The sequence below is a fragment of the Sphingomonas sp. BK481 genome, from assembly GCF_014194875.1.
In the GTDB taxonomy this organism is placed as follows: domain Bacteria; phylum Pseudomonadota; class Alphaproteobacteria; order Sphingomonadales; family Sphingomonadaceae; genus Sphingomonas; species Sphingomonas aerolata.
Genome location: NZ_JACIAP010000002.1, coordinates 535,533 through 554,239, shown reverse-complemented (window position 1 = coordinate 554,239; position 18,707 = coordinate 535,533). Strand labels below are relative to the sequence as shown.

12 protein-coding genes and 1 pseudogene are annotated in these 18,707 nt (G+C 63.2%); 1 reads left to right on the top strand and 12 read right to left on the bottom strand.

Annotated elements, in window-relative coordinates; all coding sequences use genetic code 11:
* Window positions 1-461 precede the first annotated feature (461 nt).
* The 5 genes from FHY04_RS06200 to FHY04_RS06185 all read right to left on the bottom strand — a co-directional run bounded on the left by FHY04_RS06200 (window position 462) and on the right by FHY04_RS06185 (window position 9,436).
* Complete coding sequence (locus FHY04_RS06200) at window positions 462-2,711, bottom strand: glycosyltransferase family 4 protein (RefSeq protein WP_183935809.1); 2,250 nt, start codon at window positions 2,709-2,711, stop codon at window positions 462-464.
* The gene (locus tag FHY04_RS22275) at window positions 2,708-3,808 is read right to left on the bottom strand and encodes a zinc-binding alcohol dehydrogenase (RefSeq protein WP_221211661.1); all 1,101 of its coding nucleotides are present in this window, start codon (window positions 3,806-3,808) and stop codon (window positions 2,708-2,710) included. Before FHY04_RS22275 ends, FHY04_RS06200 begins: the two co-directional genes overlap by 4 nt.
* Window positions 3,801-5,864 carry a glycosyltransferase gene (locus tag FHY04_RS22270; RefSeq protein ID WP_221211660.1) on the bottom strand — a complete coding sequence of 688 codons (2,064 nt, stop codon included), beginning with the start codon at window positions 5,862-5,864 and terminating at the stop codon, window positions 3,801-3,803. Before FHY04_RS22270 ends, FHY04_RS22275 begins: the two co-directional genes overlap by 8 nt.
* Complete coding sequence (gene glf / locus FHY04_RS06190) at window positions 5,861-8,059, bottom strand: UDP-galactopyranose mutase (protein WP_183935865.1); 2,199 nt, start codon at window positions 8,057-8,059, stop codon at window positions 5,861-5,863. The genes FHY04_RS22270 and glf overlap by 4 nt, the downstream gene beginning before the upstream one ends.
* 210 nt (window positions 8,060-8,269) lie before the next feature.
* Window positions 8,270-9,436 carry a glycosyltransferase family 4 protein gene (locus FHY04_RS06185; protein WP_260171343.1) on the bottom strand — a complete coding sequence of 389 codons (1,167 nt, stop codon included), beginning with the start codon at window positions 9,434-9,436 and terminating at the stop codon, window positions 8,270-8,272.
* Between the two features lie 416 nt (window positions 9,437-9,852).
* Between FHY04_RS06185 and FHY04_RS06180 the strand changes: the two genes are divergently transcribed.
* A complete protein-coding gene (locus tag FHY04_RS06180) occupies window positions 9,853-10,032 on the top strand; it encodes a transposase (RefSeq protein ID WP_183935808.1) in 180 nt (59 codons plus the stop codon).
* A 73-nt stretch (window positions 10,033-10,105) separates the two neighbouring features.
* Here FHY04_RS06180 and FHY04_RS06175 read toward each other — a convergent pair whose 3' ends face one another.
* The 7 genes and pseudogenes from FHY04_RS06175 to FHY04_RS06145 form a co-directional block, all read right to left on the bottom strand.
* Window positions 10,106-10,657, bottom strand: a complete 552-nt coding sequence (locus FHY04_RS06175; protein ID WP_183935807.1) for a PRC-barrel domain-containing protein — start codon at window positions 10,655-10,657, stop codon at window positions 10,106-10,108.
* A 459-nt stretch (window positions 10,658-11,116) separates the two neighbouring features.
* Complete coding sequence (locus tag FHY04_RS06170; RefSeq protein ID WP_183935806.1) at window positions 11,117-11,767, bottom strand: recombinase family protein; 651 nt, start codon at window positions 11,765-11,767, stop codon at window positions 11,117-11,119.
* A gap of 245 nt (window positions 11,768-12,012) precedes the next feature.
* Window positions 12,013-12,456 (bottom strand): hypothetical protein, encoded by a 444-nt coding sequence (locus FHY04_RS06165; RefSeq protein ID WP_183935805.1) that lies wholly within the window; start codon window positions 12,454-12,456, stop codon window positions 12,013-12,015.
* Between the two features lie 106 nt (window positions 12,457-12,562).
* The gene (locus FHY04_RS06160; RefSeq protein ID WP_409349147.1) at window positions 12,563-12,808 is read right to left on the bottom strand and encodes a DUF5818 domain-containing protein; all 246 of its coding nucleotides are present in this window, start codon (window positions 12,806-12,808) and stop codon (window positions 12,563-12,565) included.
* Window positions 12,809-13,588: 780 nt separating this feature from the next.
* Window positions 13,589-14,551, bottom strand: coding sequence for a glycoside hydrolase family 43 protein (locus FHY04_RS06155; RefSeq protein ID WP_056678452.1), 963 nt, complete (start codon window positions 14,549-14,551; stop codon window positions 13,589-13,591).
* A gap of 262 nt (window positions 14,552-14,813) precedes the next feature.
* Window positions 14,814-15,451, bottom strand: a pseudogene (locus tag FHY04_RS06150) (IS481 family transposase); the annotation flags it as partial.
* A gap of 163 nt (window positions 15,452-15,614) precedes the next feature.
* Complete coding sequence (locus FHY04_RS06145; protein ID WP_183935804.1) at window positions 15,615-18,608, bottom strand: TonB-dependent siderophore receptor; 2,994 nt, start codon at window positions 18,606-18,608, stop codon at window positions 15,615-15,617.
* Between the last annotated feature and the right edge of the window lie 99 nt (window positions 18,609-18,707).

Here is an 18,707-nt window from a genome sequence, read left to right as displayed (position 1 = left end):
CCCCTTGTTCGAGAGCGTCATCTGCGATCGGCAGATGCTTGGGACGCAATGGCCAGTCAGGGTGAGATGACCGAGCGCTTGGCTCAAGCGAACGCAGAGAACCGAATTAAACAACCTTACCAGCGACGGCCGCCAATCGAGAATACGTAGGTCAGGATGCCCTGTCGTCGCGATGTGGCACAGGCGTACGGTAAAGATAGGCGTCCAAGAGGGGCCTCGTCCGCTCAAAGCGCATACGTTTCGCATTCTTAAGAATATGACTTTTCAGGCGGTCCCGATCGGCGCTGATTGAGACCTTATTATTTGGTTAGGTGAAATCACAACATCTGTAATGCTGGCCGGCGAACTGGTAGTAGGTCTGGCACACCAGAATCGAATATTTTCTGACGATCGTCACCCGGCGCGATGCTAATGGTCTGTTTTGCCGGTACGAGCGTGCTTTAGTTCAGAAACTCTCTCAATTATGCTTTAAGCGACCAAGTCCGAATGACGTCTGCGAGCGCAGCATCTGCGATACGGTCGCTCACGATCGCTGAGCAGGCGAGCAAGCCGTTGGGGCAGTAGCGATCGTCGTCCCAGCCGGGATGATCGAGGATCGGATAGAGGCATACGCCCTGGATCGGTACGCCGAGCGATCGGGCGATCTTTACCTCGCGCAGGATCATGCGAAGCCACGCGGGGCGGGCGCTGCCTTCGATGCCGGTCTCGGCGATGAAGATTGGGCGGCCATATCGGGCATAGGCGTCTGCGAGGATCGCGTGGAGTGGGCGGCTGAGGGGGTGGTCGTAAGCTAGCGGTGGTCCACCGTGGATCCACTGGTTGTTATGGTAGAAATTGACACCGACGATATCGAGCAGCGCCGGGTGGCCGCCGATCTGTGGCCAGGCTTTTCCCGCGATCATGTCCCAGGCCTGGTATTGTGCGAGGCGGTGCCCTTCGGCGGCGGGGGCGTCGTGGGGGCGGGCGGGGTCGGTGATAACGTTGATGACCGGGTCGGCGTGCACGAACCTTGCGGCGGGGTCGATCGCGACGATCGCCTCCATCGCGGCGATCGACGCGCGGGCCAGTTGCACCTTCAGTTCGTGGCCGCGGCCATGTGCGAACGGATTAAGATAGGCTGCGTCGCCGCCGCCCCAGGCGAAGAAGGAGATTTCGTTGACGGGGGCGTAGAAGCGAGTCTCGCCCGCATCGGCCGGGCCGATGTGGCGTGCGGCGGCAGCGGCGAAGGCGGCGAAACGGGTGACGAAGGAGGGCGTCCAGATGTCGATGTCGTCGGGCAAGCCGTAATGGAGCAGGTCCCAGATGACTTCTGTGCCGTTCGTCTTGGCGGCTTCGAGCTGTCGGTCGAGGCTGGACCAGTCGTAGCGGCCGGGTTCGCGTTCGATCAAATGCCAGCGCAGGCCGTCGCGGACCGTCAGGAGGCCAAGCTTGGCGAGTTCACTGTAATCGTGCGCGGCAAGGGTGTCGTGATGGCTCGCGGCGATTACGTCGACGCGCTTTCGATCGTGTGCCCGGCGGTGGGTGGAGGATTCGAAGCCGCCTTGGAGGAAGCTGCGGAAAAGGCGGGGTGGAGGTAATACAGCTGGTCGGTCCCCGATCACGTCGGCAAACAATTCCTCCCAGCGGGGGACCACGGCGGCGACGGCGTACTCGGTGTCGACTCTGGCGCGGAGGGCGGTGCCCAAGTGTGTTCGGAGTGCTGCGTTTCCTAGCAGTTTCGTGATTGCAGCGGCGACTGCGGGCGGGCTTTCGTGTGGCACGAACAGGCCGCTCACGCCGTCAACGATCTGTTGTTCGGACCCGTTGTCGCGGGTCGCGATGACGGGGAGGCATGCAGCGCCGGCTTCGGCGATGACGTGCGGCATGCCCTCGCCACGGGAGAGCCAGACGAATATGTCGAGCGCCGCGAGTAGGTCGGGCACGTCGTCGCGATCGCCGAGGAAGGTCAGAGCGGTGTCCAGGCCGAGGGCGTGCGCTCGGTTGCGGAGCGCGACGGCGTATTCGGGGATGAACGCGTCCGGTCCGCCGATCACGACAAAGCGGGCTCCGGGGTAGCGGGCGTGGACGAGCGCGGCGGCCTCGATGAAATCCTCGACGCGCTTCTTCGGGTCGAGCCGGCCTAGCCAGCCAACTAGCGGTACGTCGTCGGCGATGCCGAGTGCCGTACGCACGGGGACGCGTCGGGTGGGATCGAAGGCGCGCGTGTCGACCATCGACGGGATCTCGATCGCGTGGTGCTCGCGCCCGGGCATTCTGCTGGCCGCTGCGTCGCGGATCGACGCGCAGACGCCGACATATCGCGCCGTGAAATGCTTTGGGCCGGCAAGCGCTTCGGAGACGAGGCCGCCATGTTCGATCAACGGCGGGCGGAGGTGCATGCGTTCAAGCGTGGGATAGATGTCCGCGACGTTCTGGCACGAGACGACGATGTCGTACGCTGGCAGCTTGCTCGCGAGGTAGGCGACGGTCTCGTCGAAGCCGAGCGCGTAGGGGGTGCGGTCGACGGGAACGCCGATCGCTTCCAGCTGCTCGTGCGTCTGCTCGGGCATGCCCCCTTTTCGGAAGCAGGCGACGACCTCAATCTTGTAGCGCGTCGGGTCGAGCGCTTGGGCGAGCAGTCGCACTTCCGTCTCCTCGCCGCCGACGACGAGCCATGCGAAGACGAACAGGATGCGGATCGGTCGGGCGTCGGCGGTAAGTGCGGTGCTCAATCGCCGACCTTGAAGACGATCTGGAGGAATTCGGGCCGCTCGCCGACCAGCCGCGCGATGAAGGCGGGCGCGTCGTCATAGGGCACGACATGCGTGATGAGCTGCGCGCGGATTTCGGGGCCGCGGGAGAGCAACAGTTTCACCGTCTCGTTGGCGAGGCGGCGGCGGTCCCATTGGAAGCCGAGCCCGCGGGGGACGCGGTTGATCTGGGCGCAGCGGAGGTTGAGGCCGTTGTGGTGGAACTCCTCGCCGAGCCGCAAACTGTCCGCGCCGCCCTGATAGAAGGCGAGGTCGATCACCGTGCCTTGCGGCCTCAGCGCGCGCATCGCGGCGTGCAGGCTGGCGGCATCGGCGCGGGTCTGGAACACAACGTCCGCGCCGCGGTCGTCGCCGCCGTGGAGCCAGCGGGCCTTAGCGTACGCCCATGCCTGGTCCTCGGTCATCGCGGTGATGCCGAGGCATTCGGCGCGCAGGCGACGGAAGGGCGAGGGGTCTGCGATCACGACTTCGCTCGCGCCGGCGGCCTGCGCGAACAGGGCGGTCAGCATGCCGACGATGCCGGCGCCGATCACCAAAGCGGGGCGGCCGCGGATGCCGTCGCCGAGGTTGACGACATTGGGTCCGAGCAATTCTACATCCGCGTGCAGGATGCCGTTGGCGGCGATCGGTCCCATCTGGCCGATATAGATGCCGAGGATCGGGTCGAGCTCGGGTGGAAGCTTGGTCAGCAGGTCGTTGAACAGGTCCGCGGTATGGCCGGTCTTGTGCCCGAACACCGTGCCGACGACGTCGCCGTTCGCGAAATCATCGACCCGGCTCTCGCTGACGCGGGCGGATTCCATGTAGCCGAGGAACGGCACCGGATAGTGGGCGCTGGCCTCGCCGGGGACGAACACGCCGCGGCCTGCGTCCCAGCGCGAATGGAGATACGGGTTGCTGTTCTTGACGAAGGTGAGTTCGGTGCCTGCGGAAAACCCGGTGTAGAGCAGATCGAGCCGGACCTGGCCGTCACCCGGAGGCGCTTCGTCATAGCCGAAGAAATAGGCCTGGCCGGGACGTTCGACGCCGAGCGAGCGGACGTGGCGCCACTCAGACATGCGCTACCTCCCGCTCGCGGACGTCGATCGCTCGGCCTTCGGCGGCGGAGCGTTCGATCGCGAGCGCGAGGCGGAGCGTTTCGAGCGCGGCGGGATAGGGGCAGCGGATCCGGTTCTCGCCCCCGCGGACCGCGTCGATGAAGTCGCGATCCTCCAGCACGACGGGATCGCTGCCGGTGCCGCGGACCGGGCGGCCGCGGCCGATGTCGATCATGACGTCGCGGTCGGTCAGTTCGATCGCGAGCCTTTCGCCGAACAGGTGCAGGCCGACGCGGTGGTTCCAGTTGAGCAGGCAGGTGGACGCGAAGTTGGCGATCGCGCCGCTGGCGAAGGTGAGCATCGCGGTGCTCGTGGTGGCGACGTCGAGGCCGGGGAAGGCAGCGCGGTCGACATGGCCCGACTGGCCATAGACGCGGACCACGTCGCCGACGAGATAGCGCGCGAGATCGACGAGATGCGTCGTCTGTTCGAGCATCTGGCCGCCCGATGCGTCCTTCTTCCACCACCAGCGCGGCGGCGGCGTGGAGTCGAGCCAATAGCCGGACAGGACGCGGGCGGGCGTCGCGGAGAGCAATGCCTTCACCTCGTCCACGGTGTCGAGATAGCGCCAGTGATAGCCGACCGCGGTGACGAGGCCGAGGCGGTCGACGGCTGCCGCGACGTCTTCCGCGGTGCCGAGGTCGAGCGCGACGGGCTTCTCGACGAAGAACGGGAGCTTATGCTCGATCGCGAGGCGTTCGGGTTCGCCGTGCGCGAAGGGGGGCACGCAGATGTAGAGGGCGTCGAGCTCGACGGCGGACAGCATTGCAGCCGCATCGTCGAACGCGCGGGCGCCGAAGCGGGCTGCGGCCTCGGTCGCGCGCGCCATGTCGACGTCGGCGACCGCGACGATCGCGACGTCGTCGAACTGCTCCAGCACGCCGAAATGGCGATTGGCGATGCCGCCTGCGCCGATGAACCCGATCCGTGTCCGCTTCACGCCGTCTCCCTTTGTGTTTTGGTCTTGCACGGCGGCGTAGACCGCGCGCGTGTCGGCGATCATGCGATCGGCTGAGAAAAGGTCTTGCTGGCGTTCGATCGCAGCGCTGGCCATCGATTGCAGGCGCTCGCGGTCGGCCAGCAGCGTGACGACCGCGTCGGCGAAACTGGCCGGGTCGGCGGCGGTTAGGCGACCGGTGACGCCGTCCTCGATCGCTTCGGCATTGCCCGGTGCGACGGTGGCGACGACGGGAAGGCCGGCGGCCAAGGCTTCGAGCGCGACCAGCGGCAGGCCCTCGAATGCCGAGGGTAGGACGAGCAGGTCCGCGAGCGTCATCAGGTCGGCGACGTCGCTGCGGGTGCCGAGCATGCGGACGGTGCCGGCCAGGCCTTTTGCCGCGATCGCGCGTGCGGTCCGGGTGAGCAGCGGGCCTTCGCCGGCGAGCAGCACGATCACGTCCGGGTGCGCTGCGCGGATCGCGGGCAGCGCGTCGAGCAGGAGCGCGTGGCCCTTTTGCTCGGCGAACCGGGCGACCATCAGCAGGACGGGGGCATCGCCGACACCCCATTCGCCGCGAAGCCCTTCGCGTGACCGCGAGGGTCTGTGCGCACCGACGCCGTTGTGGATCGTCGCGACTAGGGCGGGATCGACGCCGGCCGCGCGGTGGCTGTCGCCGACCGCGTCCGAGACGCAGATCAGGCGTGCGAGCGCGGCCGAGGTCTCGCGGTGCTCGTCGCGCTGCGCGGCGTCGGTGAGGAGATAGGGGAGGTGTTCCGTGCGGATCACCGGCACGCCCGCCGCATGCGCGGCGCGAACCGCGGCATGGCCTTCCCAGCCGATCCCGGCATGGACGTGGACGATGTCAGGCGCCGCGCGATCAAGCCAGCGCACGAGGTCCGCATCGTCGTCGAGCGACTTGACCGCATAGCCCTTCGCGGCGGCGTGCTCAAGAAGGCCGGTGCCGGCGCGCGCCGCGACGACGATCTCGTCAGCCTCGAGTCCCTCGGCAAGCGTCATCATGTGCGCGCCGACGCCGGACGGGGTGCGGCTGTCGGTCAACAGGCAGATGCGGGTCATTCGGCGGCCAATACGGGGGTTTTGAGAACGGCGGCCTTTGCGACCATGCGGCGATAGGTGGCGAGCGCTTGCCCCACAACCTGGTCCATATTGTAATAGCGATAGGTCGCGAGACGACCGACGAAGGTCACGCCTTCCTCGGCATCGGCAAGCGCCTCGTAGCGTTTGAACAGCGCCTGGTTCTCGGGGCGGGGGATCGGGTAATAGGGATCGCCCTCCGCGCTCGGGAATTCGTAGCTGATGCTGGTCTTGGCGTGCAGTTGCCCGGTCAGATGCTTGTATTCGGTGATGCGCGTCTGTGGCACGGTCTCGTCGGGATAGTTAACGACCGCGACGGGCTGGAACTCAGCGACATCGTGCGTCTCGTGGCGGAACTGGAGGCTGCGATAGGGCAGCTTGCCGAAGCGGAAATCGAAATATTCGTCGATCGGGCCGGTGAAGACGATGTGGTCGACATCGACGCGGTCGATCACGTCGCGATATTCGACGCCGAGGTCGAGCGTGATGCCGGGATGATCGAGCATCGCCTCGAACATCCGCGTATAGCCGTTAGCCGGCATCGCCTGGAACGTGTCGGTGAAATAGCGGTCGTCGGTGGACGTCCGCGTCGGGACGCGTGCGGTAACGGCGCGGTCCAGTTCGGACGGGTCGAGGCCCCATTGTTTCCGCGTGTAGCCGCGGAAGAACGTCTCGTAGAGATCGCGGCCGACCGCGGCGACGACGACGTCCTCGGACGTGCGGATGTCCTCGACCGGTTCCGCGCGGCTGGCGAGGAAGGCTGCGGCTTCCGCGTCGTTCTCGAGCGACAGGCCGTAGAGGGCGTTAAGCGTGGTGCGATTGATCGGCATCGGCACGAGCTTGTCGTCGACGCTGGCGAGCACGCGGTGTTCGTACGAGCGCCACTCGGTGAAGCGCGAGAGATAGTCGAACACGTCGGCGGAATTGGTGTGGAAGATGTGCGGGCCGTAGCGGTGGATCAGCACGCCGGCTGCGTCATGCTCGTCATACGCGTTGCCGCCGATGTGGGGGCGGCGGTCGACGACCAGGACGCGCTGGCCACTGTCGTTCGCGAGCCGTTCAGCGAGGACCGCGCCGGCAAACCCTGCGCCGACTATGAGTGTGTCGTAGCGTTCGCGTTTCGGGGCGGGAGCGTATTTCTTACCGCTCAAGATGCGGTCGATCTCGGTGGCCATGGTGGTTTGCGTGCGGTCCCAGGATTGCGTGGCGAGCAGGCGGTCGGCGTCGTCGCGCCATGCGCCTTCGCGGGGAAGGGCCAGGGCGGCTTCGCAGGCGGCGACGAACGCGGTCGCGTCGGCGGCGATCGCCACCGCCGCTGCGTCGCCGTAATGCCGGATGACGTCGACGATCGGCGTCGAAACGACGGGCAGGCCACCGGCGAGATATTCGGGGGTCTTGGTCGGGCTGATGAAGCGCGTCGCGGCATTGATCGCGAACGGCATCAGCGCGACGTCCCAGCCGGACAGATAGGCGGGGAGTTCGCCGTAACCGCGCCCGCCGAGCCAGTGGATGTTGGCGCGGCGCGGCAAATGCGCGGAGTCGATCTTCACGACCGGGCCGATCATCACGAACGACCAGTCGGGCCGCCGGGCGGCGACCGCGTCGAGCAGGGCCAGATCAATGCGTTCGTCGATTACGCCGAAGAATCCTAGCCTCGGGCCGGAGATGTGAAGCTGGTCTTCGGGTTCAATGTTGCCGGTACGGGCTTGGGCGAAATGCGCGACGTCGACCGCCGAGGGGAAGGCGTGGACGTCGCCGTGGCGCCCGCGCTTGGCTTCGTAGAGGCTGTAGCCGCCGGTGAAGACGAGGTCAGCGCGAGCCAGCAACCGGGCTTCGCGGTCGAGCAACGCGGGGTCGGCGAAGCGGAACGCGGACAGTTCGTCCATACAGTCGTAGATCACGGCGGCGGCGTCGAGATGCTCGGCGAACGGGAGCATCATCGGCGTGTAGAACCAGAGCAAGGGCTTCGCGCGAATGCTCGTGGCGACCAGCATGTCGAGCAAGTGCCGCAAGCCCGCTTCGACCTGCTCGGCGTTCCACCAATGCGGCAGACGCGGCCGCAGCGCGACGACGTTATCGGCGGGGAAGGGGTGGTGTTCGAGGAACGGCAGCGGATGGTCACAGGGGATGTGCTCTTCCCAGACGAACACACTCTGGTTCTGCGCGAACCGCGTCATCAAATGCTGAGGGCGCTGGGTCACGAAATCCCAGCGGAGATGCGAGAAGCAGATCAGCGGCGGCGGGGCGGCATCGTCGATTGTGGATAGGCTGGAGGTAGGTCCGATACCGTGCACGCTGTTCCAATCCGATAATCCGCGGTTATCCGCGTGAGTGTTCGAACCTAAAACCATGAGCCGGCCGAGTCATCATGGCCGGTCATGTATTTCTCATTGCTTTGCATCATGTATTTGCTCGATAATCTCGCCGAGGCGGGCCACGCTATGCGGCCAGGTCCAACGTTCTAAAACAGCCTCGCGGGGTCGAAATTCTGCCCAGGTTTCTCGCATTGTAAGGATCGCATCGGCAAACCCGTTCGTCGAAGCGGTCATGCCGGTCTCGGGCAGGATAAATTGCAATCCGCACCGCAGGCCGGCGTTAGCGAGCACCGGCAGGCCGGCGAGCATGTATTCGGTGAGGATCGCAGGAGCGCCGTCGTCAATGCCGCAGACGACGCCGAACTTCGCGCGGTTCATCAGCCGATTGACTTCATCGATCGGCACGCCGGGCGGCCCAACAAATTCGATGGACAGATTCTGGTCTCGGGCACGTTGGCGGAGCGCGTCAGCGTCCTCGCCGTAGCCGAACACGCAGAGCGCGCGAACATCGCGTGGCAGTTGCGCGAGCGCGTCGAACAGAATGTCGTGGCGCTTATACGGTTGCGCGGCAGCGACATAGATCAGGTCGACACCCTTGGCCGTACCAAGCGGACGGAACTGGTCGATCGCCGCGAACTCGGGGCCGATCGGCAGGATGGCGGTGCGCATACCGGGGTGACGTTTTTCGACCTCGTCCGACTGCCATTGCGCTCCGGTAATGACGAGGTCGAAATGCGCGCTGACTTCGGACGGAACGCGCAGCGATGGCGCGTCGATCGAATTGTAGAGGATGATGCTGTCGGCGCACGCGTCGAGCAACGCGGGTTCGACGCCGAGGCCTAGCACGATCAAAATATGCGGTGCGCCAAACGCCTCGACAAATGCGATCATCTCTGATGATGCGAAGGGTGCGGTTTCATCGTCGATGCGGAACGCCCTTCGGGCCAGCACGGCGTTGTCGCGGCGAAACGGCGGCTCGTCCTCGCCGCGCCAATGATGCCAGATCTCCGCTTGTTCGACGATTCCGGCTGCGACGAGCGCGAGCGGCATCCGCTCGAGATAGCCACCGGTCACGTCGGCGCTGGCACTGCCATCGCCGGACCACGGCCGGAACGCAGGATCCGTCGCATGCGTGGGGAGTGCGGCCCGACGATTGTCGGACGCGTGGCCTCGATGCGGACCCTCGATCCAATCGCTGATGACGACCACCGATCTTTGGTCCGTCAGTCGCACCGCCATCGTCGTTCCTCATTATGTGCCGAACCCGACCGCACGATGCGCCACTCGAAACCGGGCAGGGCATCTGTGGTATCATACGTGATTATGCTCAGGGCGCATCAATTCTTGGCACTACTCAGCTCGGCGGTCTTGCGATGCTGTTTGGCGAGCACCGAGCCCGGGATGACGTTAGTGATTACGCCTTGGCTAACATGCATGATCGGCGGCATTGACTTGCTTCCCATTGAGAGCTCGACCGAAAATTGAGTTGAGCAATTCTAGTTGCGTGCGATTCATCGGGGGTTGCGAAGACCACGAGGCTCATATGGGCTGGACCACAACCGCTCGCCGCGAGCATGACAGAAGCGGGCTACGCTGTGCAAGCGATTGCACAGACGAAGAATGGGCTGTCATCTGACCACGATTCAGGCGCTAAGGTGGGACGGCCACGCAAGAACAAGCCGCGAACCTTGTGGGATGCGATCCAGTATATCGCTGCGACGGGGTGCCAATGGGCGCAGTTTCCCGACGACTTCCCGCCCTTCACGACGGTGCAGTATCATTTCTATAGGACGCGCGACAACGGCCTACTCGACGTTGCGGAGCCAGTTGCGTGAGGGAGCCGAGGCCTCTGAGCACACCGAACATGAATGACATGTCAATTCATTCGTCGAGCCCCGTGTTAGTTCCTCAGCTAGCGACAGCAACAGGCAGGCGCTGGATCGCCTTCTTATCGAGATCGGTCTTGACCTCGCCATCCGCGATCCTTGTCGCACGCCATGGCAGCCGGTGCAGCGTCTCACCTAACCCACCTACACCGCCCAAGCGAATGATCAGATAGCTAATTCGCCCCCCTGAGGAGGCGGCAAGAGCATCCACCGCATACGCGACGATCTCGCCGTCCTTAGCCTTGATCGGCAAGCCGTCCAGCGTCGCGATTGAGAAAAGAGCCTCTCCATCCTCTAATGTACTGCGTGCGACCTCGGCCTGAGCGGTGTCGCTGATGCGCGCGCGCCGTCCAAGCCATCGCCAAATACCAAAGACGTCAACTAGGCCTAGAAAAATGTTCGAGTAGAGCAATTGCGTCTGATCGGTAGCGATACCCACTACAACCCAGGCCGCCGCGCCCACCGTAAAAATGACAAAACCCCAACCCGTTACGCGCACGCCAAGGTTCGAAGCTGTCATCACTGCTGCGACGCAGGTTGCCACCAGCGCCATCCAACCCGCAAAATCCGCCATAAACGCTCGTCCTCGTCATTGCCTCGGCAAAACGCCCAATTGAGGAAGGTCTTCCGCGCCGCAACACCGTTAGCCGCTCTACATTGCCACGCTTGGTCACCAAACGGAGCGTTACTGTTAACGCACAGAAACGTATCATTCTGAGCGGGGGTTATAAAAACCCGCGCATCTGGTCCGGCTAAAGGTAAACAAGACGAAGCCCAAGTTGGCGACCTGCGCTGCCATTAGCTCAGGAGGCACGCGAGTTAAATGGACGAAGTGCAGCTTCGCCAATCCGGAATTTGAAACCAGCTAGGCCGCTACCTGATGAACGACGCCGATCGCATGGCAGACCGAAAGGTGTGCCTTCCGGGTATACCCTGAGTGGGCATGGCTTTGGACACAAAACCTGTTCAAACAGGGTCGGTAGCAGAGAAATCGGACACCTCATTATGAGGGTCTAAAGTCTGCCTGAACACATTAGGGGTGCGGGTCTGACATTGCTGCGTCAGCCTCTGCCTGTCGACGGCGATCGCGCGCGATCTTGGCGAGCAAAGTTCGGCTGCATCCCGTCGCGTCCATGATATCGCGCCAACTCCGGCCATCTCGAAGAAGGCTCGAGATGGCAGCGTTGCGGGTCTTGTTCTCTGGGCGCCCTTTATAGAGGCCTGCCGCCTTGGCTTTGGCCGTGCCTTCAGCCTGCCGTCGGCGACGATCCTCATAGTCCTTGCGGGCGACCGCGGCGAGGACGTCCAGCATCATCGCGTTGACGGCCGCGAACATCCGGCCGGTGAACTCGTCGGTCGGTACCGCCAGGCTCCACGACGTCGGCAGGTCGAGGGCAACGATCCGGACCTGCTTGGCGTCAATCAGATTGCGCAGCTTGATCCAGTCGAGTGAGGTGAGGCGGGAAAGCCGATCAACCTGCTCGACCAAGAGCACGTCCCCCGGCTCGCAATCCGACAGCAGGCGGAACAGCTCGGGCCGGTGGAGCTTGGCTCCACTTTCGTTTTCGACGTAGCGGGCCGCAATTCGAAGTCCGTGCTCAGTCGCGAACACGTCGAGGGCGCTTTTGGCACGCGACGCGTCCTGTTCGGAAGTAGAGGCGCGGAGATAAGCACGGATAAACATGTTTTGGTCTGCTATACGTGGTACCCCTCTGTCTAGTCCTTTTTACGCTGCTTGGGCATATATAAAGGACCGGTAAAACGTCGGTCCTCGAAAGGTATACCCTAAAAGCACTGTGATGCAGACATACGTTCGCACCGGCTCGGATCTCGAGCAGTGGGGCATGCCCGCGATATCGCGTCAAAGTTCGTGCTATTGATGACACTGTCATCGCAACGTTGGCCGTCGAGATGGCGTCATTGAAATGATCATGCCGTCCGAGGCATATTCGTAATCGACGCTGTGACCGCCGTGACGCTTTGCATGTCCGGTGCCTGCGTCGCTGCCGCCATCAGATCGACGTCCGTTCGATCGCGGTGATCGATCCACCATTTGGCATCTGTCACCTGAAGGCACGCATGATAATCGGCGACGCCGCAGAGTGCTATTATCCCTGCAAGGCGTTTAGTCCTGATGGTCGATGCCCAGCTGATCTGGCGATCAGTGCCGGTCAGAGGTGGAAGGTCGAGGTGCGCGACAGCGGCACTGCTGAGCGCTGCAGCAGCGGCCTCCTCGGCTCTCTTCTCAGCGACAAAGCAGTCTCGACATGTCGTCGTCTTTAACCAGCGAGCCTTACGCTCCTGCTGGCTATCATAGCCGGTGAGATAATGAGCCTGCTCATGACCGCAGGCATGAATGATCCGCTGTTCCATGGCCGTGAGGATGCCCGTTCGTGTTTCATGCGCAACGCCAATGAGTCAGGTTGAATCAGAAATACGCTCAGAGGGGGACGGCCGAACCGGAGGCATCCTTGACCTTCTAGGCTGGCGCAACGCCGTCAGCGTTGACCAGATTAGGGCCAACCAACGTGCCGACCAGCCGTACGCGCTTTTCTACCAGATCGACCGGGGTGCGATGCAGTTCGAGGTGGTAGCGCCCACCAACATCTCGACGCAGATAGAAGGCGGCGCCATCGCGGATCAGAGTGCCCACCTCATCGATCCGTGTCCCAATCGCTACCATCGCTGCGGCATCATTCCATCCCCCGGTCACCGTCGTCGACATCCCAATAGGTCAGGAAGCAGGAATTCTCGCTGCGCTTCAACAAGCCGCACCTCACTAACCCAGGCGTATAACGGTAATTTGTTCGGCTAAATTCCGATCGTTCAGTCTGCCGGTTGGCAGACCGAACGATCGTCGCGGCGGTCTTGGCTCCGCCGATGCGAGTTCATGTCAAGGTTGTCGTCGAGTGAAAAGCTTGCTGATTGTCATCCCAAACACCGCGAGCGCAAGGCCGCCAGTTTCGTGCCATACCTGTGCGACGGTTTCGATCATGGTACGATATCACCTGAAGATTGTTGCGCTGCAATATATCACTCACCTTACGAAATGATTGTAATTTGGTCGACGGCACCACGCTTCAGTGGCTCATGGCAGCGGCGACAAACGGATTTCGGAACGTCCGTATTTTAGGCAAAACTGGTGGAGAGCCGCCCGTCCGCTTTCGGGAAGCGAACGGCGTAGGCAGACGTTCGTTCAGACAGCCGGGCAGGAGGCTGCCCCGTCCGTATCTGGTAGAAGCCGGAACGGCCACTTTTGAGCAGCGACCTAAAGTGAGCGGACGTTCGTTGGCGCAGCTCAGGCGGTGGCTATGGCCCCCACGGAACAGCGTCAGCAAATCTTGCAATTACCGTTGTACCGGAAAATGCCTTCGGCCACTCCGTGCCGAAGGCGATATGAGTCATCGCGTCGCCAAGCTGTGCGCGGGTCAAATAAACCAAGCGCCGGTCAAAACAGGCTTAGCAGCTCCACACGCGGTATCACAGCTTAGGCATCCCAGTTCGATCAACTTATCGCGTCGGCGAAGGCGCGGGGCACCCGGATCACCGTGCCGTGGCGCGCGCTGTCCGGAAAGCGGATGCGCGCCGTTTCGTCCTGCCAATTCACAAAGTCTGTAGTCGACGCCGCGCCGAAATGACCCTTTTCGTAGATGTCGTAATAGACGAGGTACCGGTCATTCAGCCGAATGGCGGTAGGGCCTTCGGTCATGGTGCCCGTAAACGGGGCGCTGACCGAACCGAACGGGCCGGTCGGAGAGGCGGCGGTACGGCTTACCAGCCAGCGCCGCTGTTCGACGTCGTGGGTCTCGTCCTTGTAGATTAGCCGATAGCCGCCACCGTCCAACGGGAGCAGGGTGAAGTCGATCGAGTCAGTACCGGGGTCGAACAAAAGCCTGGTCGGCGTAAATCGCCGGAAGTCCCGCGTCCGGGTATAATATGGCCGCAGCTTCAGCCCGTCGAAGCGCGCGCCGGGCGTTGCGCCGAACCTGCCATCGATGCTGCTCGACCACATGATAACGAACTCGCGCGCCGTTGCGTCATAGGTCATTTCGGGCGCCCAGCTGTTCCGGACACCGTGAAACGCGGTCATCACCGGGATGGTCTGCTGCTTCGACCAGCGGACGAGATCGCGCGACGTGGCATGGCCGATGACCGCGCCGAACCAGTCGCTGGTCCAGACGAGATGCCATAGCCCGTCCGGGCCCTGCGACAGGTGCGGATCGCGCATCAGCCTGTCCTGCCCGATGTCGGGTTTGAGGAAGCCGCGCCCGCCGCCCAGCGCGGTGAACACATAGCCATCGTCGCTGCGCGCGAGCTTCAGCCCATCGCGGCCCTCGTCCTTGTCGGTAAAGTAGCTAAGCAGAAAAACGCTATCGTCGGGCTGCCGTGCAAAGACGGGCAGCGTCGTTCCGACCATGCCTATACCCATGCCCGCCAGAACCGTGCGTCGCGTCAGCTCGTACGTCATGTGCTCTCCTTCTTCGTACACCGGGGCGATCTTGCGCCGTAGGCATCACTTCGGTGCGGTCGGATACCCTACCGTCGCGTCGGTACAAGCGCCTTGCGGATCGGCTCTACCCAACGATCCTTGTTGATGTCGTACAGGATGAAGTCGCTGTCGAACTGCTAATAGGCCCAGGGGAAGCCATGCGCCTCGGCTTCGCGGCGGACGGTCGCGGTGTAACGGGCGCGGGCCTGTCGTAGCGCATCTGACGCGACCAGGCGGTGTTACGGTTGCGGGGCTGCTCAGCAAACTGGATGCCCCCTTCGACTTCGCTCAGGACAGGATTGTCGGTCAGGATCGTGTGGATCCGGTACGGCGCCGCTTTCAGCAGGTGCTTAAGGAACTCCACGCCGTTCGCCTGTCAGCCTTGTCGACGAGCTGGGTGACGGCGAACTTGCTGGTGCGGTCGATGCCGACGAACAGGTAGAGCTTGCCTTCGGCGGTCTGAACCTCGGCGATATCCATGTGGAAGAAGCCGATCGGGTAGCGCTTTCGCTTCGGCTTGTCACCCTCAATGTCCGGCAGACGGGATATGCCATGCCGCTGCAGGCAGCGGTGCAGCGCTGACCGTGTCAGATGCGGGATCGAGGGCTGCAACGCATAGAGGCAATCGTCGAGTGGCAGGAGTGTGTGGCGCCGGAATGCGACAACCGCTGCCTCCTCGGCTTGGCTCAAGGGCGTGGGGTGAGGGGCCTTCGGCCCGGTCTTCAAATCCTCAACCGTCGCCCGCTTCCGCCATTTCGCCACCGTCTTTGGGTTGATCCCGAGCTCTCGGCTCAGCGTCGAGAGCGAAGCTTGCGATCGCTGTATTGCTGCTCGGACAGCGTGCGTGGTCGTGGCGCTCCCGTGACGAACTTGTCCCATATGGCGTCCTTCCATTCCAACGAAAGGATCGCACCATCAAACCGTGGAATCAAACACCTAACAGTCGGTATCCGTTGTTCGATGATGCCGGCCACAATATAAAAGGACGGGCAGGCCGGCGTAGTGCCGAACCTGCCTGAGTGCTCCCCGGTAAGGGGGGGCATCAGAAGTTGAAACGAACGCCCGCCCGGTAAATACGGCCAAGCGTTTCGTAAAGAGCCGGATTGACGTCGAGACCGGTGTTAGTCTGCGGCGACGGAGTCGGATCATTGTCGAAGACGTTGTCGACCTTGCCATACAGGCTGATCTTATCGGTAATGTTGAACGCTGCGCCAAGATCCAGGTAGAAATCGCCCTTCATTCGGTTGGTGTTGACGGTATTGAAGTTACCGGTCGAGACCGGGCAATCCGTCTGGCAGACCACGTAGTTATTGTTGAAAACGCCGTCCGAGAACCAACGCTCCTGCACGGTCAGCGTCAAGCGGCCGCTATCGTAGGTCTGCGTCGCCAGCCACTTCCAGTCCGGGATGGCGCCCGTGTTGGCACCGGCATCATCGCGTCTTGCGACACCGGCAATCCCAGCGTCGACGATGAATTCGCGAACATGCGTGCCGAGCGCGCGTATCGTGAAGGCGCCCGGCAGGCCAAGCGGCCGCTTCCACTGGTAGCTTGCCTCGAGGTTGAAGCCGCTCGTCTTCCACGACGCCAGGTTGAACGGCTGAACGTTGACGAAGTTGGTACCTTGCGCGCCATCCAGTTGGAAGCCACCGCAAAAGGCCTGGTTCCCCTCAAAGCAGAAGCGGACGATTTGATCGGGCGAAAGCGTGGACACGACCCCGTTGAGCTTGATCTGATAATAGTCCACCGACAGACTGAGTCCTGGCAGCCACGACGGGCGCGAGTAGACGACGCCGAGTTCGGTATCGCGCGCGGTTTCGGGCCGGAGGTTCGGGTTGCCAACCGTATTCTGGAAGACCTGTACCGCGACGTTGCGGAACGGATCGTTGAAGCTCGGCAGCGTCGTTACGGTCGGTGCGGCGAACAGCTCCGACAGGTTCGGTGCGCGAACGTCGCGGGACGTGACGGCCCGCAGCGTGAGGCCATCGACCGGCGTGCTCCAGGTGCCGCCGACCTTCCACGCCCAGATGGTGCCCGACGTGCTGTAGTCGGTCACGCGAGCGGCGCCGTTCAGGTTGGCGCGACCGAGCCCGTCGCTGTTCCACAGCGGCAGATTGACCTCGAGAAAACCTTCATAGACGTGGTACTCGCCGGTGCCGTTCTTGTAATTGCCGGCGGCCCAATTGCTGCCCTGCGCCGAGTTCAGCAGCGGATCGGCGGGGTATAGCGCGCTGTTCGGGCTGATGTCGGTCATGCCAGCGCCGTACGCGTCGCCGCGTACCTTGTAGTACTCGCGCCGGTACTCACCGCCGAATGCCACGGACAGGGGACCTGCCCACAGGTCGAACGGTTGCCCGGAGAAGTTGAGGCTCGCCACGTCCTGCTTCAGAGTCGTGCGCTGCAGCGGGCCTGCCTGGGGCATGATGTATTCGAGCGCCGCCTGACTGGGTGCGAAATTGCCGAAGATGTTGATCGGCTGACAGCCGAGGGCACGGGCAGCCGGATCAGCGCAGACGACGGCGCCATTCAGCACCACCGCATTGGTCGCGGCGACGTAGCGCGGCTGAAGCACGATACGATCAACGTCGATGGCGACTTTGGTCGTGCCGTGCTGATAGTAAGCGTCATAGTTCCAGTTGGATTTGCCAAGGTTGAACGCCCCCTTGGCGCCAATGACGAAGCGGTACTGGTCGCGATCGGTCTGTACGAGCTGGTTCGGAAGCTGGCCGTTGCTCGTGCCGAAGTTGAAGGAGGTGATCCCGGCGGCCGAGCACCGATCGCGGATGAGCTGCGGCAGGAACGGGTTGGCGCATTGTACCGTCAGGTTGGGACGGTTGTATCCTGGGCTCGGCTGGTTGTTGGTGCGGACTTGCGCGATGTTGACGGTGCCGTAGATCTCGCTGTTCGGAGCGAATTCGTAACCGATCCGGCCATAGCCGTTGATGCGCTCTAGCTGGGATTTCAGCGACGCGCTCGAACCTGGTGCGCCAGACAAGTCGCCGCCGACACAGAAGGCGTTGCCCGGATAGCAGTTTGATACGCGTCCGTTGCCGAGCGGTCTACCGCCTGACCCGTAGTGGAAGTTGACCGGCGTGCCGTTCGCGTCGAACGCAATGCCCTGGAGCGGACCGTTGTTGATCAGGCCGTACTTCGCATACTGGTACGGCTGCGCGAAATCGGCATAGGTAAATTGCGGTCCAGGTCCGCTGGTGATCCCGGAATTGAGCAGTGTCGAGGCGCGGTGCCAATCGCGGCTGCCGGCGAGATCTGTGCCGTAACTGCCCGGGCCCACGCCGCCTTCATGGTCGTATTCGCCACTAACGATCAGGTGCAGGCGATCGCCGAACAGCGACGTACCATAGGCCGCCTGGACGAGCGCTGTCTCGTCGTCACCATAGTTGGTGATGCTGCCGAGGACGTTGCCCTTGAAGCCCTTGAAGCGGGTATCGGTGATGAAGTTGACCACGCCGCCGACCGCGTCCGAGCCGTAGGACGCCGACGCACCGCCGTTGACGATGTCGACGCGCTTCACAAGAAGCTGCGGGAACATGCTGATGTCTGGCACGCCGGTCACGTTTGCGCCGACGACGCGCTGGCCGTCGAGCAGGGTCAGCGTGCGGATCGGCTGGAGCCCGCGTAGCGAGAAGGAGCTGAGCCCCTGCGTGCCGCTGGAGGTGCTGAAGGTACCGGTTGACGCGCCAGTCGAACCCTGAAGCGACGGCAACTGTTGGATGGTGTTAAATATGTTCGGCTGCGCGTTATTAGCGATCTGTTCCGCACCGATGACGGTAGTGGGCGTCGGTGCATTGAACCCGTTGGCGACGATGCGGCTGCCGGTGACCGTGATCTCGGACGTGTCCTCCGCCTGAGTCTGAACGGGCTCGGCTGGAAGCGTGGCCGGGGCCTGCTGCAGCGCGGCTGTCGCGACCTTCGATGTAGTCTGCGCGAATGCCGGCGACGCGACAAGCGTGAAGGCCAGGGCAAACAGGCTTGGCGCGTTGCCGAGGCGGCAGCGATCAGACGAGAAGCGGTACATCATCCATCCCCCAAGATTTATGCTGATCGGTACGTCGCCTGCACGGGCCCGCACTCTTGGATTGGCGGTAGCGGATAGCCGCCGGGTCGACATCTACGACCT

Bases quoted from the DNA above. Each gene is read 5' to 3' on its own strand.
- FHY04_RS22270 (WP_221211660.1), bottom strand. From the start codon at position 5,864: ATGACCCGCATCTGCCTGTTGACCGACAGCCGCACCCCGTCCGGCGTC.
- FHY04_RS06170 (WP_183935806.1), bottom strand. From the start codon at position 11,767: ATGTTTATCCGTGCTTATCTCCGCGCCTCTACTTCCGAACAGGACGCG.
- FHY04_RS06145 (WP_183935804.1), bottom strand. From the start codon at position 18,608: ATGATGTACCGCTTCTCGTCTGATCGCTGCCGCCTCGGCAACGCGCCA.
- glf (WP_183935865.1), bottom strand. From the start codon at position 8,059: ATGACGCGGTTCGCGCAGAACCAGAGTGTGTTCGTCTGGGAAGAGCAC.
- FHY04_RS06165 (WP_183935805.1), bottom strand. From the start codon at position 12,456: ATGGAACAGCGGATCATTCATGCCTGCGGTCATGAGCAGGCTCATTAT.
- FHY04_RS06155 (WP_056678452.1), bottom strand. From the start codon at position 14,551: ATGACGTACGAGCTGACGCGACGCACGGTTCTGGCGGGCATGGGTATA.
- FHY04_RS06185 (WP_260171343.1), bottom strand. From the start codon at position 9,436: ATGGCGGTGCGACTGACGGACCAAAGATCGGTGGTCGTCATCAGCGAT.
- FHY04_RS06175 (WP_183935807.1), bottom strand. From the start codon at position 10,657: ATGGCGGATTTTGCGGGTTGGATGGCGCTGGTGGCAACCTGCGTCGCA.
- FHY04_RS06160 (WP_409349147.1), bottom strand. From the start codon at position 12,808: ATGTCGACGACGGTGACCGGGGGATGGAATGATGCCGCAGCGATGGTA.
- FHY04_RS22275 (WP_221211661.1), bottom strand. From the start codon at position 3,808: ATGTCTGAGTGGCGCCACGTCCGCTCGCTCGGCGTCGAACGTCCCGGC.